Source organism: Candidatus Enterovibrio altilux (assembly GCF_002381345.1).
Classification (GTDB): domain Bacteria; phylum Pseudomonadota; class Gammaproteobacteria; order Enterobacterales; family Vibrionaceae; genus Enterovibrio; species Enterovibrio altilux.
This window is the reverse complement of sequence record NZ_CP020660.1, coordinates 930,211-950,222: the sequence shown is the minus strand read 5'-3', so window position 1 is coordinate 950,222 and position 20,012 is coordinate 930,211. Positions and strand designations below refer to the sequence as shown.

The 20,012-nt window shown below is 38.0% G+C and carries 8 protein-coding genes, 2 rRNA genes and 2 pseudogenes; 7 read left to right on the top strand and 5 right to left on the bottom strand.

Annotation, left to right across the window (positions count from 1 at the left end):
- The first annotated feature begins 201 nt into the window (after positions 1 to 201).
- Together BTN50_RS04030 and BTN50_RS12195 are read left to right on the top strand one after the other, a co-directional pair.
- On the top strand, positions 202 to 1,509 hold the full coding sequence (locus tag BTN50_RS04030) for an anaerobic C4-dicarboxylate transporter (protein ID WP_096619110.1): 1,308 nt from the start codon (positions 202 to 204) through the stop codon (positions 1,507 to 1,509).
- 60 nt (positions 1,510 to 1,569) lie between these two features.
- Positions 1,570 to 2,118, top strand: a pseudogene (locus BTN50_RS12195) (transposase); the annotation flags it as partial.
- Positions 2,119 to 2,762: 644 nt separating this feature from the next.
- Here the strand turns inward: BTN50_RS12195 and ilvC are convergent.
- Together ilvC and BTN50_RS10070 are read right to left on the bottom strand one after the other, a co-directional pair.
- Complete coding sequence (ilvC, locus tag BTN50_RS04015; protein WP_096619108.1) at positions 2,763 to 4,247, bottom strand: ketol-acid reductoisomerase; 1,485 nt, start codon at positions 4,245 to 4,247, stop codon at positions 2,763 to 2,765.
- Positions 4,248 to 4,676: 429 nt separating this feature from the next.
- Positions 4,677 to 4,817: a hypothetical protein gene (locus BTN50_RS10070; RefSeq protein ID WP_161492945.1), complete on the bottom strand. Its 141-nt coding sequence runs from the start codon at positions 4,815 to 4,817 to the stop codon at positions 4,677 to 4,679.
- Between the two features lie 1,397 nt (positions 4,818 to 6,214).
- On the opposite strand from BTN50_RS10070, the gene ubiA reads away from it, so the two are divergent.
- The 3 genes from ubiA (at position 6,215) to BTN50_RS03995 (ending at position 12,424) form a co-directional block, all read left to right on the top strand.
- Entirely contained in the window at positions 6,215 to 7,075 is an 861-nt protein-coding gene (ubiA, locus tag BTN50_RS04005; protein ID WP_096619107.1) for a 4-hydroxybenzoate octaprenyltransferase, read from the top strand.
- 550 nt (positions 7,076 to 7,625) lie between these two features.
- A 16S ribosomal RNA gene (locus BTN50_RS04000) occupies positions 7,626 to 9,170 on the top strand.
- A gap of 363 nt (positions 9,171 to 9,533) precedes the next feature.
- A 23S ribosomal RNA gene (locus BTN50_RS03995) occupies positions 9,534 to 12,424 on the top strand.
- Together the 16S and 23S rRNA genes form the textbook arrangement of a ribosomal RNA operon.
- An 845-nt stretch (positions 12,425 to 13,269) precedes the next feature.
- On the opposite strand, the gene ffh is transcribed toward BTN50_RS03995, so the two are convergent.
- The 3 genes and pseudogenes from ffh to BTN50_RS12185 all read right to left on the bottom strand — a co-directional run bounded on the left by ffh (position 13,270) and on the right by BTN50_RS12185 (position 15,566).
- Positions 13,270 to 14,634 carry a signal recognition particle protein gene (ffh, locus tag BTN50_RS03990; RefSeq protein WP_096619106.1) on the bottom strand — a complete coding sequence of 455 codons (1,365 nt, stop codon included), beginning with the start codon at positions 14,632 to 14,634 and terminating at the stop codon, positions 13,270 to 13,272.
- A 522-nt stretch (positions 14,635 to 15,156) separates the two neighbouring features.
- A pseudogene (locus tag BTN50_RS12190) lies at positions 15,157 to 15,384 on the bottom strand (IS5/IS1182 family transposase); the annotation flags it as partial.
- An 11-nt stretch (positions 15,385 to 15,395) separates the two neighbouring features.
- Positions 15,396 to 15,566 carry a hypothetical protein gene (locus tag BTN50_RS12185; protein ID WP_394336740.1) on the bottom strand — a complete coding sequence of 57 codons (171 nt, stop codon included), beginning with the start codon at positions 15,564 to 15,566 and terminating at the stop codon, positions 15,396 to 15,398.
- 543 nt (positions 15,567 to 16,109) lie between these two features.
- Between BTN50_RS12185 and BTN50_RS03980 the strand changes: the two genes are divergently transcribed.
- Together BTN50_RS03980 and BTN50_RS03975 are read left to right on the top strand one after the other, a co-directional pair.
- On the top strand, positions 16,110 to 16,607 hold the full coding sequence (locus BTN50_RS03980; protein WP_235610956.1) for a hypothetical protein: 498 nt from the start codon (positions 16,110 to 16,112) through the stop codon (positions 16,605 to 16,607).
- A 387-nt stretch (positions 16,608 to 16,994) separates the two neighbouring features.
- Entirely contained in the window at positions 16,995 to 18,269 is a 1,275-nt protein-coding gene (locus BTN50_RS03975) for an HlyC/CorC family transporter (protein WP_096619105.1), read from the top strand.
- The last annotated feature ends 1,743 nt before the right edge of the window (positions 18,270 to 20,012 follow it).

Here is a 20,012-nt window from a genome sequence, read left to right as displayed (position 1 = left end):
TGGGTATCATCTGTCAATATCCATTTTTTATGATAGCTATTAAATGTAGTTACTTTTAAGTACTAGACATTATCCTTTAAAATAAGATAATTAACGCATGGTATGACGTCAATACACTTGAATACAATGAGATGCTTGTTGTCGGATATAAAAAAGTGACTCCATTTATTTTTACGTTTAACATTGACATAGGAGCGGTCCATGATAGCAGTGGAGTTATTCGTTGTGCTTGCTTTCATATTTTTAGGAGCACGTATTGGTGGCATTGGTATCGGCTTGGCCGGTGGTGCTGGTGTTATTGTTCTGTCGTTATTTCTTGGTATGCCTACCAGGCAAAGTTATATTCCTATCGACGTTATTTTGATTATTATGTCTGTGATCACTGCTATTTCCGCTATGCAGGTGGCGGGAGGTATGGATTGGTTAGTTGAACTAGCTGAAAATTTTCTTCGTAAAAATCCAAAACATATTACCTTTTACGCACCAATTGTGACCTATATGATGGTCATCATGGCAGGTACTGGACACACAGCATTTTTAACACTACCTGTTATCGCTAAAGTAGCAAAAGAACAAGGGGTGCGTCCTTCTCGTCCACTTTCTATTGCTGTTGTTGCTTCTCAAATTGCCATAACCGCATCACCAATTTCAGCAGCAGTAGTCTTCTTCTCCGGCATTCTTGAACCAATGGGTGTGGGTTATCTCACTTTTATTGCAATCTGTATCCCAACTACTTTTATGGCATGTATGGCTGGTGCGTTTGTTGCAAATTTTATGGGCTGCGAACTAAAGGAAGATCCGGTTTACCAAGAGCGACTAGCAAAAGGCCTGATTTACATTCAAGGCATCACCAAGCTAGAAATTGCACCAAGTGCGAAAAAAGCAACTTTTATTTTTTTTATTGCAATAGTATTAGTCGTTGGTTACGCTGCTGTAATTTCAAGTTCTATTGGTTTAGTTGAAAACCCAATGCTTGGTCGCAATGAAGCTATCATGACTTTTATGCTGGCAGCCGCGACAGCAATAGTGTTCACTACGGGAATTGATGCATCAAAAATTGCAACAACGGCAACATTTCGCTCAGGTATGACCGCATGTATTTGTGTTTTAGGTGTGGCATGGTTGGGATCAACTTTCGTTAATGGCCACGTAGAAGACATTAAAGAAGTTGCTGGCACTTTGCTGGCGAACTACCCATGGCTGCTGGCTATTATCTTATTTTTTTCCTCTATATTACTTTACTCACAAGGCGCAACCACTATAGCTCTGATGCCGGTAGCATTAGCAATAGGTGTGGCTCCGTTAACGGCAATCGCATCTTTTGCAGCCGTGAGTGCGTTATTTGTTCTGCCAACTTACCCAACGCTACTGGCAGCAATAGAAATGGATGACACAGGTTCAACTCGAATTGGTAACTTTGTATTCAATCATCCATTTATTGTACCCGGTGTGGTGACTATTTCAACATCTGTTGCTCTGGGCTTCATAGTTGGAAAGTTAATCCTGTAACTTATTTTATTCTTTAAATCATGGAACTTAATTATTAATTTATGTTCTTAACAGCTAAGTTCACTAACATTCTGGATTGATGAAACAGTTATTCAGCTATGGAATCAAATAAAGTCGGGTAGTCGTGAGAGCCTATGTTTATTTAGTGATTTAATAATTATAACGGTTCTTATTGTTAAACAAATATTTTCAATTCTACTAGAAAGGTCGGCAAAAATTCATTAATTTTATTTGTGCATTTGTCATTATTATGCCTTCATTACTCATGTATTAGTAAGCTAACCAAAGTGATTAATGTCGTGTTTAAAACTGAAACTAAAGGGACCATTCAACATTTAGCCATTGATGTTATGGGGGCTTAAAGTCTACGGTGAAGGCAATTGAAAGTAAAAAACATGCAACTGATGCAAAACTTCGAGCATGGCTTACGTTACATTTAGTGGTAGATATAAATACGCATGAAATAGTTGCTGCTGAGTTAAGTGCATCAAATATGGCTGACGGTAAAGTCCTACCTAACTTTCTCAAACAGATTGATCGAACAATTAATGAAATATTAGTTGATAGTACTTTTAGGATACCAAAAAATGTTACAAGTCAAACAATTTTTTAGAGGAACATTGAGCTTAAGAGATCATAATAATTAAATTAGCGAAAGTTACGTCATAATAAGAGCGTTAAATAAGCTGATAGAATTGGTATGCCTAAAATAAAAGCGATTGCTTAATTGTTAATTATATTAGGATTAGTTGTTTAAACTGGAATTAGGAAATAAAGCCATCCAGAATGTTAGTAAGCCATAATCAATTAAAGTTTGATTATACTGTTTTCAGTGATTTTTTTGTAGCGAAGATGGTTCATAGATGTGAATATTTAAGTAAGCCTCGTTGTTTAGAGCGTAGATTGTTAATTTTTTCTCTGATTTATGAAATCATACCCCTATAAGATGATGAAATATATTCACTAGTTATGGTTACCGAGATGCTGGAGCAATCAAGAGTGTCAATATCACCAGAGTGCTTAGAAAAAAATTATTAAACAATAGGCTTGAAGACGATTGGAAATTTTTTTACTTTATTGAAGATAATAACGTATCTTGAATACAGTTTCCAGCGGACTCTTGAGTTGATTCAAAAGCTTGAAGCACATATCAAGGACCATAACACTGATAGATTTTTTGACTAAAATATTCAACTGCAATGGGATTGTTTGATAAAGTAAAATTATGTGTATTTCACTGAAGTATTAGGAGATTACTCGTTTCCAATAATAGGTTTCATGCCAGCCATGTAATTACGAAGTTTGTGACCAATCAATTCAAGTGGATGGCTTCTAAGTGTTTTATTCACCGCAATTAATGTTGCGTTATCAGCATCATTACCTGCGTTACCTAAACCTTTGCCTATAACATCAGTGTCAATATCTGGCATGAATTTCTCCCTCAACAATACCTTCGCAACATTTGTAAATACATAGCTACCATACTCTGCAGTATCAGAAATAACTCTATTCATTTCATATAAACGCTTACGCGAAATAGTGTTCGCAAGAAACGGTAATTCATGTAGTGCTTCGTAGTATACAGATTCTGCAATAATGCCTGATGCTGTCATTGTTTCGAACGCTAGCTCAATACTCGCACGAATCATTGCTACCATCAAGATACCGTTATCAAAGTATTCTTGCTCAGTAATTTTTACATCAGACTCAGGGTATTGCTCAAATGCCGTACCTGCCATTTCTTCACGCCAACCTAATAGTTCAACATCATTATTTACCCAATCAGCCATCATGATTGATGAAAAATGACCAGAAATGATGTTGTCCATATGTTTATTATACAGTGGTCGCATTAGATCTTTCAAATCTTCTGATAATTTGAACGCAGTAATCTTCGCTAGATTAGAAAGACGATCCATCATATGCGTAATGCCACCATATTTAAGTGCTTCGGTGATGGTTTTCCAACCAAATTGGAGTAATTTACCTGCATAATCAGGCTCAATACCATTAGCAACCATTTTTTCATAGCACACGATAGAACTAGCTTGTAGCATGCCACACAGAACGGTTTGTTCACCCATTAGATCCGATTTAACTTCTGCTACAAATGAAGATTCAAGTACGCCAGCACGGTGCCCACCCGTTGCAACAACCCAAGCTTTCGCAATTTTATGACCTTCACCTTGAGGATCATTTTCTGGGTGAACCGCCATCAATGTAGGCACACCAAAACCACGTTTATATTCTGCACGTACTTCAGTACCAGGACATTTAGGTGCAACCATCACAACAGTGATGTCTTTACGAATCTCCATGCCTTCTTCAACGATGTTAAACCCATGTGAATACCCTAGTGCAGCACCTTTTTTCATCAAAGGCATGATAGTGCTAACAACGCTAGTATGTTGTTTGTCTGGTGTAAGATTAATAACGAGATCAGCTTGAGGAATTAAATTTGCGTAATTATCTGCGTTAAAACCATTTTTTTGAGTATTTTTGTAAGACTGACGCTGCTCGTCAATTGCAGTCTGGCGTAACGCGTAACACACATCTAGCCCTGAGTCACGCATATTCAAACCTTGGTTTAAACCTTGCATTCCACAACCAATAATAACCACTTTTTTACCTTTTAAGTGATTTGTTTTGTTGGTAAATTCCGCTTTATCCATAAAACGGCAAACACCTAGTTGAGCAAGTTGCTCACGCAAGTTCAACGTATTGAAATAGTTATACATGTCGAAGACTCCATAAAATTTTTCATTAAGCAATGCGCACATAATAAAATGACGCATCAAACTGAATTTATAATAGATTAGGTCTAAGATTACTTAATGTGATATATTTATAATAGATGATTGAAAATCATATAATATAGTAATTTTATTTCCTAATTCAAGTTCAGATAGCTGATTCGAATATAATGAAAAATTAATACTTATCAGCTTATTTAATGCTTTTATCATTTTGCAAGTTTCTCCCATCTGGACATCATTATTTTTTAGGTTTAATATTCCTCTAAGCAGTTTTTTGACTCGAATCCTTGCCGTTTTTAATAGGGACTGTTTATGATGACTATGCTATGTTTCCCCTTGCTAATTTGAACTGTATAATTTTTGGTAGCGGACTGCTAAATTGCACGTATGATGTCGTTTCCATAAATCAGCTTATTTTCTCCGTGGGATGAATAGAAATACTCGCTTAATACGAACAGTATTCATAATACAGTCTTGTGTGGCAAGCACTATCACTTGATATTTCATTAATTTTTCAACTGATTTGTCTGCGTGAATTAGGTAGTACTGCACCGTACATCATATTTGACTCACTTAATTCAACAGTAACAGTTGTATGTGGATTTATACCTATCGTTAAATGTAACTGATACTTGACCCGATGTTTCCCGTCCGTGCTATGCTTTTTTATGTGCTGCGGAGCTAAAAGTACAGTACAGGTGTATAGTACGGCTTTGCTTCCTGAATAAGGGAACTGAATGATTAATCTACGCTCTAAACAGTTAGGTTACATAAACATTTAAGTATATCGACAAGCTTCGCTACAAAATCACCACTTAGAAACAGTATGATCAAACTTTGATTAAACGTGGAAGATCTTCGTTTATTTAATGACTAAGCTATTACAACGACTTTCATGGTCAAACTAGTATCTTCAATGTTGTTGAGAGGTCTGCAAGGGTTCATTAATTCTGTTTTTTTAAATTTTTGTAGCTGTCAGCGTGATGTCTTTACTATTCATGCATTAGCATGTGAGCCTAAACGGTTAATATTGCGTTTAAAACGAAATAAAAGGAATTCGTCCGACACTTAACAACTAATGCTATGACGTAGGCGAATGGGCAACAAAAAAATGACATGGACTGAAAACGTTAAATTTAGAGGTAGATATAAATCTAGATCTGTATGCAATTATTGTTGTTGAATTAAGTTCATCGAATGTGACTGATTGTGAAATACTGCCTCACTTATTCAAAGAGACCCCCCCTACATAATCAATAGAATATTCGTCGACAGTACTTACGACACAAAGCCGTATTATGAATCGTTTGTATTAAACGAGTGGTTCCACTTATATAACCAAGAAATAACGAAGCTTTCTGGGAACGAGATTATCCGAGTAATGTAACGATTAGTAATCAACAATTATATGATTCAAATAAACATTTGAAAATAAAGTATGACTACCATAAACGTTTTTTATCAAAAATAGCAATATTTAGAGTCACAAAACTATTCGAAGAAACATTGAATCTAAGAGATTGCAATGTTTAAATTAGTGAAATATACGCAATAATAAAAATGTTCAATAAGATGACTGGGCTCAGTATACCTAAAACGCAAGCGCTCATCTAATAGTGAAGTATTTCGGGATCTGCCGTCTGAACTTGGATAAGAGAACAAAGCTTGTTTTAGGCAACAATGTTCCTTGATTATGCGCACGAACCTTGGTGTAGGTGTCGACACTAACAAAACAAAAAGAAGTGATTGCGCAACTAGGTGAAGTGTCATTGGTACCACATGTGTTTCCTTGAGCTAATGTGCGTCAGGATGTTATCGAAGTGGTTATGGTTGACAACTATGGAGAAGTCCTATTGCTGCGTAGCTCTTATCTATGGGTGAATAATGACCCTATGTAGGTGTCTAAATTATTTGTACCTTACGCTTAAATGTATCAGGAGAGCGATGAAATGGATGTGGTTAAAGCTAAGGCATATTGGCGGCTCACCAGAATGGATCGGCCCATTGGTAGTTTCTTGTTGCTTTGGCCTACAATGTGGGCGTTATTTCTCGCTGCTGATGGTATGCCTGACCTGAAAGTGCTGGTGGTATTTATTTTTGGTGTTGTGATGATGCGAGCTGCAGGTTGCGTCATCAATGATCTTGCAGACCGCAATTTAGATGGTCATGTAAAACGAACGAAAACGCGTCCATTACCATCTGGTTTGATTACACCTAAAGAAGCGTTGGCCTTGTTTATTTTTTTAGTACTTGGCGCTTTTATTCTGGTGTTAACTTTAGATGCGCTAACAATACAATTATCAGTTGTTGCTTTATTGCTTGCTTCTGTTTACCCTTTTATGAAACGTTTTACTCACATGCCTCAGTTAGTGTTGGGCATGTCGTTTGGCTGGGCGATACCCATGGGTTTTGCTGCACAAGCAGGAGAACTCCCGCCTGTTGCTTGGATGCTGTTTCTCGCGAATGTCCTATGGACTCTGACGTATGACACTTTGTATGCTATGGTTGATCGTGATGATGACATAAAAATAGGTATTAAATCTTCAGCCATTTTGTTTGGTAAATACGATAAGGTCGCCATAGGTGTATTACAATTACTTACAGTGCTTGTATTGGTGTTTATCGGGCATTTAATGCAATTATCGACATTGTATTATTCGTTTTTGTTGGCAACATCAGTATTGTTTGTTTATCAACAATGGCTAGCACGAGACCGAGATCGTGATGCGTGTTTGAAAGCGTTCTTGAATAATAACTATGTAGGTATATTGGTGTTTACGGGCATCGTAGTGGGTGTATTAATCAAGTAAGGTATTTGGGTTGTACTGTTTGAATGCTTAGTAAAATAAAAATGGTGTAAATTCTGGTATGGATAGGAACCTATCTATCAGATACACGTAATGACTCCACAGAAATAAAAAATTTTACAATACGTTTAATATGGAAAACAACGTTAAAATAATTTCAAATATTGCTTGACGTATATGTTTGAATCCATATAATGACAACTTGATTTTAAGAAATCATTATTATGTTGCAAGTAAAAAGTTGTGAAATTTTTAAATAATAAAAAATTTTCTTGACTTCATTGTACAGCAGTATAAAATGCGTACTTACTTAACTAAGAAGGAAGTATTGAAGCAATTATTTTTTATAATCATGTATTACTGTTCTTTAATAATTTAATCTATGCAATTTGTGTGGGCACTCGTACTTAATATATATATATAGTGTACTGAGTGACCCAAGATAATAAATTTCTTTTGAGATGATTTATCAATAAAGTCAATATAAATTTACCTTAGGGTAAAGATAATCAGTAGTCATTAATTATTTGTTACTTATTAGTAATAAAAATTATAATTGAAGAGTTTGATCATGGCTCAGATTGAATGCTGGCGGCAGGCCTAACACATGCAAGTTGAGCGGTAACATTTTAAGAGCTTGCTCTTGAAGATGACGAGCAGCGAACGGGTGAGTAATGGCTGGGAACTTGCCCTGATGTGGGGGATAACAGTTGGAAACGACTGCTAATACCGCATAAAGTCTTCGGACCAAAGAGGAGGCTTATTAAACTTCTTGCGTCAGGATAGGCCCAGTTGAGATTAGCTAATTGGTGAGGTAATGGCTCACGAAGGTTACGATCTCTAGCTGGTCTGAGAGGATGATCAGCCACACTGGAACTGAGACACGGTCCAGACTCCTACGGGAGGCAGCAGTGGGGAATATTGCACAATGGGCGCAAGCCTGATGCAGCCATGCCGCGTGTGTGAAGAAGGCCTTCGGGTTGTAAAGCACTTTCAGCAGTGAGGAAGATAATATAATTAATACTTATATTATTTGACGTTAGCTGCAGAAGAAGGACCGGCTAACTCCGTGCCAGCAGCCGCGGTAATACGGAGGGTCCGAGCATTAATCGGAATTACTGGGCGTAAAGCGCATGCAGGCGGTTTGTTAAGCAAGATGTGAAAGCCCTGGGCTTAACCTGGGAACTGCATTTTGAACTGGCAAACTAGAGTTTTGTAGAGGTGGGTAGAATTTCAGGTGTAGCGGTGAAATGCGTAGAGATCTGAAGGAATACCAGTGGCGAAGGCGGCCCTCTGGACAAAAACTGACGCTCAGATGCGAAAGCGTGGGGAGCAAACAGGATTAGATACCCTGGTAGTCCACGCTGTAAACGATGTCTACTTGGAGGTTGTAGTCTTGAACTGTGGCTTTCGGAGCTAACGTGTTAAGTAGACCGCCTGGGGAGTACGGTCGCAAGATTAAAACTCAAATGAATTGACGGGGGCCCGCACAAGCGGTGGAGCATGTGGTTTAATTCGATGCAACGCGAAGAACCTTACCTACTTTTGACATCCACAGTAACTAAAAGAAATTTTAGTTTGCCTTCGGGAACTGTGAGACAGGTGCTGCATGGCTGTCGTCAGCTCGTGTTGTGAAATGTTGGGTTAAGTCCCGCAACGAGCGCAACCCTTATCCTTGTTTGCCAGTGAGTTATGTCGGGAACTTCAGGGAGACTGCCGGTGATAAACCGGAGGAAGGTGGGGACGACGTCAAGTCATCATGGCCCTTACGAGTAGGGCTACACACGTGCTACAATGGCATATACAGAGAGTAGCAAGGCAGCGATGTGGAGCGAATCTCAAAAAGTATGTCGTAGTCCGGATCGGAGTCTGCAACTCGACTCCGTGAAGTCGGAATCGCTAGTAATCGTGGATCAGAATGCCACGGTGAATACGTTCCCGGGCCTTGTACACACCGCCCGTCACACCATGGGAGTGGGCTGCACCAGAAGTAGATAGCTTAACCTTCGGGAGGGCGTTTACCACGGTGTGGTTCATGACTGGGGTGAAGTCGTAACAAGGTAGCCCTAGGGGAACCTGGGGCTGGATCACCTCCTTAACGATATTATTAATGCAAGTGTCCACACAAATTGTATAGGTTTAAGTAGTGAAATTGTAATAAACTTTAATAAGTAGTGCATGATTAATTTATGTATAAAATACTATTTTTTAAAAATGTTCTTTAATAATTTGGAAAGCTGACTAGTAGATTTATTTCTTACTTTTTTACTCGGAATGTAAAGAAATAAAAATTCTTAACATATTAATAATAAGTTAACACAAAATACATTCATATGTTTTCAGTTTCATCGAAAGATGAATATATTTGAGTTCAGCGAAAAACAACTCATTATTATGAGTTTGTTCTTTAATGAGAACACTTTGGTTGTTTATTCATACGAGAGACCTCTTGGGGTTGTATGGTTAAGTGACTAAGCGTATATGGTGGATGCCTTGGCAGTCAGAGGCGATGAAGGACGTAATTACTTGCGATAAGCGTAGATAAGGTAGTTGTAACCATTTGAGTCTACGATTTCCGAATGGGGAAACCCACGTGCATAAGTACGTATCATGGCGTGAATACATAGCGGCATGAAGCAAACTCGGGGAACTGAAACATCTAAGTACCCGAAGGAAAAGAAATCAATTGAGATTCCGGCAGTAGCGGCGAGCGACCCCGGACTAGCCCTTAAGTAGTTTAAGCATTAGTGGAATAGCCTGGAAAGGCTAGCGATACAAGGTGATAGCCCCGTACACGACGATGCCTTTACTGTGAAAACGAGTAAAACGGGACACGTGATATCCTGTTTGAACATGGGGGGACCATCCTCTAAGGCTAAATACTCCTGACTGACCGATAGTGAACTAGTACCGTGAGGGAAAGGCGAAAAGAACCCCTGTGAGGGGAGTGAAATAGAACCTGAAACCGTATACGTACAAGCAGTAGGAGCCCTTTTATGGGTGACTGCGTACCTTTTGTATAATGGGTCAGCGACTTACTTTTAGTAGCAAGGTTAACCATATAGGGGAGCCGTAGGGAAACCGAGTCTTAACTGGGCGTTATAGTTGCTAGGAGTAGACCCGAAACCGAGTGATCTAGCCATGGGCAGGTTGAAGATTGAGTAACATCAACTGGAGGACCGAACCGACTAATGTTGAAAAATTAGCGGATGACTTGTGGCTAGGGGTGAAAGGCCAATCAAACTCGGAGATAGCTGGTTCTCCCCGAAATCTATTTAGGTAGAGCCTCGGACGAATACTACTGGGGGTAGAGCACTGTTAGGGCTAGGGGGTCATCCCGACTTATCAAACCTTTGCAAACTCCGAATACCAGTAAGTACTATCCGGGAGACACACGGCGGGTGCTAACGTCCGTCGTGGAAAGGGAAACAACCCAGACCGCCAGCTAAGGTCCCTAAGTTATTACTAAGTGGGAAACGATGTGGGAAGGCTTAGACAGCCAGGATGTTGGCTTAGAAGCAGCCATCATTTAAAGAAAGCGTAATAGCTCACTGGTTGAGTCGGCCTGCGCGGAAGATGTAACGGGGCTAAGTAATGCACCGAAGCTGCGGCAATATGCTTAGGTATATTGGGTAGGGGAGCGTTCTGTAAGCCGTTGAAGGTGATCTGTAAGGATTTCTGGAGGTATCAGAAGTGCGAATGCTGACATAAGTAACGATAAAGGGAGTGAAAAACTCCCTCGCCGGAAAACCAAGGGTTCCTGTCCGACGTTAATCGGGGCAGGGTAAGTCGACCCCTAAGGCGAGGCTGATAAGCGTAGTCGATGGGAAACGGGTTAATATTCCCGTACTACTTATAACTGCGATGGGGGGGACGGAGAAGGCTAGGTGAGCTTGGCGTTGGTTGTCCAAGTTTAAGTGTGTAGGTGGGTGTCTTAGGCAAATCCGAGATACTTTTAACACTGAGGCACGATATCGAACCATTAAGGTGGTGAAGTCATTGATGCCATGCTTCCTGGAAAAGCCTCTAAGCTTCAGGTTATAAGAAATCGTACCCCAAACCGACACAGGTGGTTAGGTAGAGAATACTAAGGCGCTTAAGAGAACTCGGGTGAAGGAACTAGGCAAAATGGTACCGTAACTTCGGGAGAAGGTACGCTTCTGTTGGTAACGTTTCTTGCGAACAGAGCTGACGGAAGTCGAAGATACCAGGTGGCTGCAACTGTTTACTAAAAACACAGCACTGTGCAAAATCGAAAGATGACGTATACGGTGTGACGCCTGCCCGGTGCCGGAAGGTTAATTAATGGGGTTATCTTCGGAGAAGCTCTTGATCGAAGCCCCGGTAAACGGCGGCCGTAACTATAACGGTCCTAAGGTAGCGAAATTCCTTGTCGGGTAAGTTCCGACCTGCACGAATGGCGTAATGATGGCCACACTGTCTCCACCCGAGACTTAGTGAAATTGAAATCGCAGTGAAGATGCTGTGTACCCGCGGCTAGACGGAAAGACCCCGTGAACCTTTACTATAGCTTGGCACTGAATATTGACCCTATATGTGTAGGATAGGTGGGAGCCTTTGAAGCATTGTCGTTAGATGGTGTGGAGGCACTGTTGAAATACCACCCTTGTATGTTTAATGTTCTAACGTTGACCCCTTATCGGGGTTGCGGACAGTGTCTGGTGGGTAGTTTGACTGGGGCGGTCTCCTCCTAAAGAGTAACGGAGGAGTACGAAGGTGGGCTAATCACGGTCGGACATCGTGAGGTTAGTGCAATGGCATAAGCCCGCTTGACTGCGAGAATGACAATTCGAGCAGGTGCGAAAGCAGGTCATAGTGATCCGGTGGTTCTGAATGGAAGGGCCATCGCTCAACGGATAAAAGGTACTCCGGGGATAACAGGCTAATACCGCCCAAGAGTTCATATCGACGGCGGTGTTTGGCACCTCGATGTCGGCTCATCACATCCTGGGGCTGAAGCTGGTCCCAAGGGTATGGCTGTTCGCCATTTAAAGTGGTACGCGAGCTGGGTTTAGAACGTCGTGAGACAGTTCGGTCCCTATCTGTCGTGGGCGTTGAATGATTGAGAGGAGCTGCTCCTAGTACGAGAGGACCGGAGTGGACGAACCTCTGGTGTTCGGGTTGTCACGCCAGTGGCATTGCCTGGTAGCTAAGTTCGGAATTGATAAGCGCTGAAAGCATCTAAGCGCGAAGCGAGCCTCAAGATGAGTCATTCCTAGACCTTAAAGGTCTCTAAAGGGTTGTTGAAGACTACGACGTTGATAGGCAGGGTGTGTAAGTGCTGCGAAGTATTGAGCTAACCTGTACTAATTACCCGTGAGACTTAATCATACAACACCCAAGGGGTTTTAGTGGACTTAAAAAAATAGTGAATGTATGTTGTAAAACTAGTTAGTGTTTCTTAAATTAGGACTTTATTAAAATTATATAAAGAGCGTATATATTATTCAATTATAACGTATAATAGAATAGTTTGAATTTATATTTTATGTAAAAAACATTAGGAACATAATGTTTTTTACATAATAACTATATAATGTAGTAATATCTTTTCAAAATATTTCATTGTGATAAGTTATTTTATTTTTTATTGTTAGTAAGCTAAGTTATAGAGTTTTTGAAAGAATGTTTTTAACATTTGTTACAGTTTTATTTATATTATAAGCCATAAGGTGAACTATTTTTCACTCTGGTGTATAGTGTAAAATTTATGTTACGTAAAAGCTAACGATTATTATTTAACTGCAGGATATACGTATGGTAAAGTAGATAATTAAGTATAATTATAATTAATATTAGATTATTCATAAATCTTATTATTTATTTTTTTCATGAACAATATAAGTTAAAGTAATATTTGCATGAGTAACATAAAAATAATTTAATTTATTAAAAATTAAGGACTTTAATACTCTTAGATATATGTGCTTTATTTTTAAATTTAAGTTTAGATAGTAAATTTTAATATAATTAATGATTAAATAATGATGTAAATTTTGTTAATTTGAATATTATGACCTCTTAGGTTCAATATCCTTCCAAATAAATTTTTAGCTCAAACCATAAAATACTTCGTATTATAAAATGAAGTTCTCTCCTAGTTAATCATGGTGAAATTTATTATCTGAATTCTAATTAGAATAATTAAGCCTCTCTTACCCGTTAGTGTAGATTCATTAACGGGGAAACAAAGTACCTCTATTGCTTATACTACGCATATTACGCATCATTGTCTTCAAGCCACTTTTTTGCATTTTTTGCATTATTTTTTGTATTTGGGCGAATTTTTTAAGTAAACGGTTTACATCTTGAACTTGTGTACCAGAACCTGCAGCAATACGTTTTTTACGCGAACTTTTAATGAGCTCAGGATGAGAACGTTCTTTAGCAGTCATTGAGTCAATAATAGCTTCCATCTGAACAAGCATTCTATCATCAAGTTGATCTTTTATATTTTTAGAAAGGTTAGAAATATCAGGCAGCTTGTCAAGCACATTCATCATGCCGCCCATGTTCTTCATCTGTTGAAGTTGGTCTCGAAAATCTTGCAAGTTAAAGCCTTTTTTTTCTTTAAATTTTTTCGTCAATTGTTCTGCTTTATATTTATCTACATTACGTTCAAGATTTTCAATAAGTGACAGTACATCACCCATTCCAAGAATTCGGCTCGCAATCCTCTCCGGATGAAATGGTTCTAATGCATCTGTTTTTTCACCCACTCCAAAAAATTTAATGGGCTTGCCTGTTATATAACGAATTGACAGTGCACTACCACCACGTGCATCACCGTCAACCTTGGTTAGGATTATACCAGTGAGTGGCAGAACATCATTGAATGCTTTTGCTGTGTTGGCAGCATCTTGACCAGTCATTGAATCTACAACAAACAGGGTTTCAACTGGATTGATTGCTGCATGAAAATTTTTAATCTCGTTCATCATTACTTCATCGACATGCAGGCGACCTGCAGTATCCACGATAACTACATCATAAAATTTTAGCTTTCCGTGTGCCAATGCATTTTTTACAATATCAAGTGGCTTCTGAGCAGTGCTAGATGGAAAGAAGTGAATACCGACTTCTGATGCGAGTGTTTCCAATTGTTTAATTGCCGCAGGGCGGTAAATGTCAGCAGACACAACCAATACTTTCTTTTTTTGACGCTCTTTAAGCATCCTACCTAGTTTACCAACACTAGTTGTTTTGCCCGCACCTTGCAAACCAGCCATTAAAATAACCGCAGGTGGTTGCGCAGCAAGATCTAATTCTGTGTTAGACTCCCCCATTACACGGACAAGTTCAGATCGAATAATTGTGATGAATGTTTGGCCAGGAGTCATATTTTTTGATATTTCAATGCCCACTGCATTTTTTTTTACACGCTTAATGAATTCTCGCACAACAGGAAGTGCAACATCGGCTTCCAGTAATGCCATACGTACTTCACGTAACGTGTCTGCAATATTCTCTTCTGTAAGACGGCCCCGACCACTGATATTTTTCAGCAGGCGTGATAAACGGTTTGTTAAATTATCAAACATGTCATAGTTGCTCCCTACGTGATGGTGCCACAACTCTAAAATCTGCAGATTAAGTGGCAATAAACATAAAATTATAATTATAATTATAATTATAACGTATTATCACTCTACTTATATGATGCCTCCACTAATATATTCGTAATTGCTGAAAGTTCTTTATTTTTTAATTATTCAGAATCAGGTTGTAGATAGTAATTTATATTCAGTTAATGATTTTATTTCCTCATTTGAGTTCAGATAGCAAATATTTACATAGTGCATAACTAAAGAATTGCTTTCGTTTTGGGTATACTTAGCCCTGTCAACGTGTGGAACGCTCTTGCCATGACGTAGATTTCGCTAATCTGAGTATTATGATCCCTTAAGCTCAATGTACCTTCAAGTGGTTTCTTGGCTCGAAATATTATCTGCTCTGATAGGCAATAATTATTATAATTACATCTTGTTTTTCAATGCTTATTTGAAACGTATAACTGCTGATAACCGAGCATTAAATTACGCGGAAAACCATATTTTTAAAAATTACTCCTCTTTTTGTGGGACGAGTGGAACCGATCGTTTAACACGAATGGTGTCGTAAGCACTATGGCCTGATGTTGAATTAATTCTGCGGTGGATCTGTTTGAGTAAATGAGGTAACACTACACCACCCGTCACATTTGATGCACTTAACTCAGCGGCAATGATTTCATGCATATTTATATGTATCGTTAAATGCAACTTGCACCAGATGTATCGTTTCCCATTAGTGCCATGCTTTTTTACTTATCATTCGTCTTCACCGTAGACTTCAAGCCTCGTGGAATTAATGGCAAGTACTGGATGCTGCTTTTATTCTTGGTTTTGAGTGTGGCGTTAACTGTTTTGGCTCGTTTGCTCATGTATGAATCGTGAGGGCATGACAATGGCATTGAAAATATACATTTAACCATGAGGGCCTTCGCAATGGTCAAATAGCTAAATAAACGATGTCCCTCATGATTACCCTGTTTCCAGTTAGTTATTTTGTGGCAAAGCTCGCTTATATTACTTGAGTACTTAAGTGAACCTAACTGTTTAAAGCATAGATTAATAATTGAGTTTCTTAGTTAAGGGAACAAAGTTGCATACATTTGCACGAAAGTATTACTTTTAAGTTATAATCAATGATTGAATAGATGATCGACAGTAATATTATCATCTTCGTTAGCAGTGATACTGACGATCTATCCTTCGCCATACTTATAAAATAAAAAAAATAATTGTGAGTACTTCTTTTATCTTCAATGCACATTTACTCAGTTCAGCTGATATAATACGTTATGCACATGTTGCTAATACATCAAGTACCGTAGGAGTTAGTTGCCTGCAGAGTGAGGAAAATATTGACTTGCGTAAGGGCATGTCCGCAAGATTAAACGCCTTCAATAATGATTCTGAGTCTGGACAAGTATACTCGATGTTTTAATTTTTAAGTAAATAATGCTGAAAAATTCATGTATATTCTAATTGTTATTACTGCTTCCCTGCTTTATTTTGCAGTGTTTTCACAGATTATCCCTGATTTGTTTGGCTCTAACAATATTCCTGCTAGGTTCATTTTTTTTAGTGCATGCGGTGCACTGGGGTTTCATGTCTATTTGCTCATTGATTTAATTTTTCCAGTAAGCGGGCAAAACCTCCGTATTTTACATGTAGCTTCGTTCATTAGCTTCATCATTGCAGCAGTAACTACTGAATTAATGTCCAGAATACGGATGTTGGTATTGTCACCCATTGTATATAGCTTTTCAGCAATAACTTTCACAGCAGCAGCAAAAATATTTGGTATATTCGTTACATATTTTGTAGCCAACCCGCAGGTCTTCATTCATATATTTTCAGTTTCATTGTTTTATGCCACATTAATGATTGCAACATTATTTTTTACCCGATTGGTATGGCTTGACCATCAATTAAAAAAACTCGTCATGAATCAAAATTTACCCCCTTGAATGGTTGTTGAACAATTAATTGTTCAACAACCATTCTTACTGGTGAGGTATTACTTACGTTGACGTTAGTGATCGATACCGTATTCGTAAACGATATAATAGCCAATGTAAAAAATATAAAACCGTTTTGTCAGTTATGGTATGAGGTGTTTATAACAGCATTACTGTGGGGGACATTACCAGTCAGGATGGTGAGGTAGATGCGTTCTTTGGAACAGCATTATCGATGCATGATCGTTTATGTTTGTCTACTTTGGCAGTCGCTTTGTGCGTAAAAATGATAATTGCTCCCGTGACTGCCAGAATGAATCATTATCTTTGAACGTGATAGTCTGTATAATTTTTGCTCTTAATGAGAGTTGAACATAATAAGAAGGAAATTATAGTTTGGACGACATATCGACGGGAACGCTCGTGTCCCTATTGGTATTGCTCATCGTCATTTCAGCTTACTTTTCCGGTTCTGAAACTGGGATGATGGCGTTAAACTGTTACCGACTGAGACACCTTGCAAATCAAGGTCACAAAGGTGCTAGGCGTGTGGAGAAATTATTAAATCGTCCAGATAGATTGATTGGCCTTATTTTAATTGGGAATAACCTCGTTAATATATTGGCCTCTTCAATTGCCACCATCTTAGGTATGCGTTTATATGGCGATGCTGGTATGGCAATTGCAACAGGTGGTCTCACTTTAATCATTCTTGTGTTTGCAGAGGTCATCCCCAAGACGTTAGCAGCGATTTATCCAGAGCGTGTTTCGTATACGAGTAGCATACTTCTTAATATTTTAATGATGCTACTTTATCCATTAGTGTGGTTAATAAATGGGATAACAAATGGTTTTCTCCGTTTGGTTGGCATTACAGCCATCCACGATGGAAAAAACCACCTCAGTTCAGAAGAATTACGAACAGTGGTAAATGAAGCTGGCAGTTTGATTCCTCGCCGACACCAAGATATGTTGATTTCTATCCTTGAACTTGAGAAAATAACTGTTAATGACATCATGGTGCCGCGTAATGAGATTACAGGCATTAATATCAATGATGATTGGAAAGCGATCATGCGCCAACTGACCCATGCTCCACATGGTCGCATGGCACTTTATCGCGATAACATTGATGAAGTAGTAGGGATGCTACGTGTAAGAGAAGCCTATCGTATGATGGTTGCGAATGAATTTAATAAAAAGCATTTGTTACGTGCAGCTGATGAAGTTTATTACATTCCAGAAGGAACACCACTTAATGTACAAATACTTAAATTTCAACGTAACAAAGAACGTATTGGTCTTATTGTGGATGAATATGGTGACATAATTGGTTTGGTAACATTAGAAGATATACTAGAAGAAATCATCGGTGAGTTTACTACATCATTGTCGCCGAGTCTAGCTAAAGAAATTATCACTCTACCAGATGGTAGCTATATAGTGGACGGTAGTGTAAACATCCGGGATTTGAATAAAAGTTTAAATTGGACGTTACCAACAGATGGTCCCCGTACTTTAAACGGGCTGATTCTGGAGCATCTTGAAGACATTCCAAACTGCGAAGTCAGCATTGAGGTAGAAGGTCACCAAATGAAAATTATAGGTGTTGCTGAAAACATGATTAAACAAGTAAAAATTCTTCCTATCCCCAAAAATATTCATACTTAATATTTTTTTGTCGCTCAATTATAATTGGGTGCATCCTCCTCTTACCAATCTATTTCCACCAAAATTGCATTTATTAATGTATCATTATTCCTATGGGACAACTGTTGTATTGAATTTCTAGTTTTTCTATGCAATCAATTATTATTGAAATAAGGATTCGTTTTTTAATGCAAGTTCAGATAGCATATGCTAAAATGATTGACGATTTGATGATTGTTTGAGTTTTAGGTATTCTTGGTTCTATCAGTTTATTTTACACTTTTATTATTGCGTAGACTTTTTTAATCTGGGCATTGAAATTTTTTAGGCTTAATTCTTCTCAGAGTAGTTTTTGAGCCGAAATATAACCTATTAAAGATAGGTTATATTTATAATAATTAAGCGTAGCTCACGAATACTATGGATTAATGCAGAAGCTATTTTGCCTGCATTGTAGAACTGTTAGTTCCGTAAAATCAATGGTTAAGTGCTGGATAATTTTTTGAGTCATCATCTTGAATTCGATGTTAATCATTTTGACTCGCTTACTAATGCATGGATAGCAAGAAAATGATAATGGCAGTTGAGCAAATTTACAAACAAAAATAATGAATTTTAACATCTGCTGGATGGCACTAAAATTGCTTATTTTACTATGAATAACTATATGAATGATTCAGTCACAAAACAAATGAAATCTTTCACAATTACTTTATTTAGTTTTATTCCATAGGCACGATTGATTAAAGCTTTATTATACTCCTTCCAGTTAGTTTTTTGTAACGAAGCTTATTCATAAGCCTGAACATTTAAGTGAACCTAGATGTTTAGAACGTAGATTAATCATTTAGTTTTCTGCCTCAGGAATCACAGCCTATCCCACTAAAAAATGAATAATTTTGGGGGACTGAAGTATGGTTACTAAAAACATTTTTATTAAAAATTGCAATGTTTCGAGTCCAAAAACTTCTCGGAGGAACATGGAGCCTAAGGGATTATAATACCTGTATTGATAAATTATGGCATGATAAAAATTTTACATAAGCTGACCGGGCTAGGTATGCCTATAATGAAAGCTATCGTTTAATAGTTTATTACGTTTAAGTTTACTATCTGCACTTGAATTAGTAAATAAAATTTTTCACCGTATAGTTCAAGTTTTCATTCGATGGTACGGCAATAGAAGGTGATTAATCAGAAGTTTCAGATGCTTCAGACTGCATCAAATTGATTAGGTATATATCAACAGAAATCTACAAAAATATTTATGTCAATTACTATTTATTACAACCCACATTATTCAAAAAGTAAAAAATTTTAGGCTTATTGACCATACGCAGCATAGAATTAAATATTATTGTTTATTTAAATAACCCTCCTGTAGCAGAAACGTTTTCTTCTCGGCCCGGAACGTGAAATTATGATGTACCACGAAAAATGATGCGAACGAATGGTGAGTTATATAAAAACTTGAAGTTAGATGATGCCCTCGTAGCTGACAAATAATTGCTTCAAACAATCACTGATAATTCAAAATTACTTGAACGTCTAAGTGTTGTTACGAACGGAAAAGCTGCAATGTGCTGTCCTCCCGAAAAAGTGCTCTACATTTTTTAAGCATGGATTAACGTTTATTGACTTAGATTTAAATTCTTTATTACAGGGGGCTTTGTTTCCTAATTCGAGCTCAGATAGTAGACTCCAGAATGATGCACTATTACACGATTATTTTCTTTGTAGGCATACCTAACCTGGCTAGCCTAT

What these genes read in the sequence shown, in the direction of transcription:
- BTN50_RS04030 (WP_096619110.1), top strand. Translation starts at nt 202, where the DNA reads ATGATAGCAGTGGAGTTATTCGTTGTGCTTGCTTTCATATTTTTAGGA.
- ilvC (WP_096619108.1), bottom strand. Translation starts at nt 4,247, where the DNA reads ATGTATAACTATTTCAATACGTTGAACTTGCGTGAGCAACTTGCTCAA.
- ubiA (WP_096619107.1), top strand. Translation starts at nt 6,215, where the DNA reads ATGGATGTGGTTAAAGCTAAGGCATATTGGCGGCTCACCAGAATGGAT.
- ffh (WP_096619106.1), bottom strand. Translation starts at nt 14,634, where the DNA reads ATGTTTGATAATTTAACAAACCGTTTATCACGCCTGCTGAAAAATATC.
- BTN50_RS12185 (WP_394336740.1), bottom strand. Translation starts at nt 15,566, where the DNA reads ATGGTTAAATGTATATTTTCAATGCCATTGTCATGCCCTCACGATTCA.
- BTN50_RS03980 (WP_235610956.1), top strand. Translation starts at nt 16,110, where the DNA reads ATGTATATTCTAATTGTTATTACTGCTTCCCTGCTTTATTTTGCAGTG.